Source organism: Ulvibacter sp. 2305UL32-6 (assembly GCF_058148545.1).
The window spans coordinates 1-1,922 of record NZ_JBYVKA010000022.1; the positions used below are offsets into that span (position 1 = coordinate 1).

At 31.7% G+C, this 1,922-nt stretch carries 2 protein-coding genes; both read right to left on the reverse strand.

Annotation, left to right across the window (positions count from 1 at the left end; genetic code table 11):
- Positions 1-186: 186 nt before the first annotated feature.
- Entirely contained in the window at positions 187-816 is a 630-nt protein-coding gene (locus ACY2RU_RS17440; protein WP_490139763.1) for a hypothetical protein, read from the reverse strand.
- 141 nt (positions 817-957) lie between these two features.
- On the reverse strand, positions 958-1,922 hold a 965-nt coding region (locus ACY2RU_RS17445; RefSeq protein WP_490139764.1), incomplete at its 5' end, for a 5'-nucleotidase.

The following is a 1,922-nucleotide window of genomic DNA, read 5'->3' on the forward strand; positions in this document are numbered from 1 at the left end:
TTGGCTCGCTGTGGCTCAACCAAATTTGCGGAGCAAATGTTGGCAGCGGCGTCGACGCATGCGACTCGGAAGCCACAGCGAAGCCGTTTGCTAGTTTATTCGAAATTAAATATACGTTTTAATTGTGGGAACTATAATCGTTTTAACAACAAAGCCATTGGCTTTATACGTTGTTGGCTACAGTTTTTATAGTTGTCTTAATACTATATCCAAAGGTTCTTTCTTAAATAATGAAACTTTTATTATGTTATTGGTTTCTTCTCTTATAAAAATTGGGATAGAATTTATATCTGAAATAAAAATAACATCGTATTCATCAAAATAAATACGTTCATAAAAGTTTTGATTATTTCTGCTTGAAAAGCTTAATGTAGAATCATTGATAAAATTCAAGGTATCAATTTTATTGTTTAATAATAACTTATAAGTTCGTCCAGTTAAACTTATTCGATCGCTGCTTTTTCGTTTTAGAGAATCAGGCACTTTTCTAAATACTCTATCATAATTACCTTCATCAGTTTGTTTAAATGTAATACTATCAGATTCTATTTTTTTAGTTAAAACATATTCAATCGAATCATCTAATAAAATTCTTTGTGAGTTTACCATGTATTTGCCAGTCCCTTGAGATATTCGAAATCCGTAAAACTTAAAATCTCCATTTTCGAAATTGAAGATATGTGGATTTGACATCGTAAATTTTGAGGTATTTGTAAAAGCAGAATAAGGACCTATCCAGGTACCTTCAATTTTATCTTCAGATTTGCAACAAACTGAACATAGAAAAGCAATTAATATGTAAATAATTTTCTTCAAAATTGTAGCCAACGTGTTTGTATATGGTTTGTTGCGTGGTTTTGCACCTAATTTAGCAAATAAAAACCGAATAGAAAATCCGCGAGGATTTTCGTAAGTAGGCTAGAACTAGCAATAAATTATATACGGTGTTGTAGCCAGTTATTTTTTCTTTCTTTTTTGTTCAATTTTTGTCAATTCAGATTTCGAATCGTAAGGAACTTTTCCAGAAGGAACGACCTTACTACTGGATTCTAAATGTGTGTCTTGGTCATCGAAAAATATATGAGCTCCAAATGCTTTTAAAACTTTGTCTTTTGAAAGTCCTCCCAGAAAATAGGCTTCATCAACATAAACTCCCCATTTTCTTAATGTTTTAATCACTCTCATATGTGATGGTGCATTTCTTGCAGTAACAATTGAAAGTCTTAAAGGTGATAATTCAATTCTTGTTGGTAAATGTTCTTGAATTTTCGATAATTTAATCAATAAATTTGCAAAAGGACCTTCTTTTAATTGTTCATCTTCGTGTTCTGATTCATACTTATGGAATGCATCCATTCCTTCTGTTTTGTATCGTAATTCAGATTCGTCAGAGAATAAAACTGCGTCAGCATCAAATGCTATTTTTACTCGATTATCTTTTGGGTCAAATTCAGTTGGTGGTGCGTATAAAGTTGCTGCAGCACAGGTTTTAGAATCTATAACTGTCTGAACATCTCTACTGTCTTTTGATAAAAATAAATCTACATCAAAAGCATCAATGTAAGGTGCTAATGGTTCTCCTCCAGATAATGCAACTCTTGTTATGTCTAAATTTTGACTTTTTATTGAATTAAGCATCCTAACTCCAGTTTCAGGGCTATTTCTTGACATTACTACAACTTCGACAATTCTTTTGTTAGCTTGATTGTTGAGTTCAAGAAGGCTTTTTACTAAATAAAATGCAGTTCCGTGTCCTAAAGATTCGTTTTCATTTTCTTGTTGAAATTTTCGAAAACCTTCAATTTCTTCCGAATCAAAAATTTCATTTTCTTTCTCCAAGTCAAATAATGCTCTTGAAGAAACTCCTATTACTAATATATCTGAAAGGTCTACTGGCATTTCGTTTGGTTTTAATTGGCTAC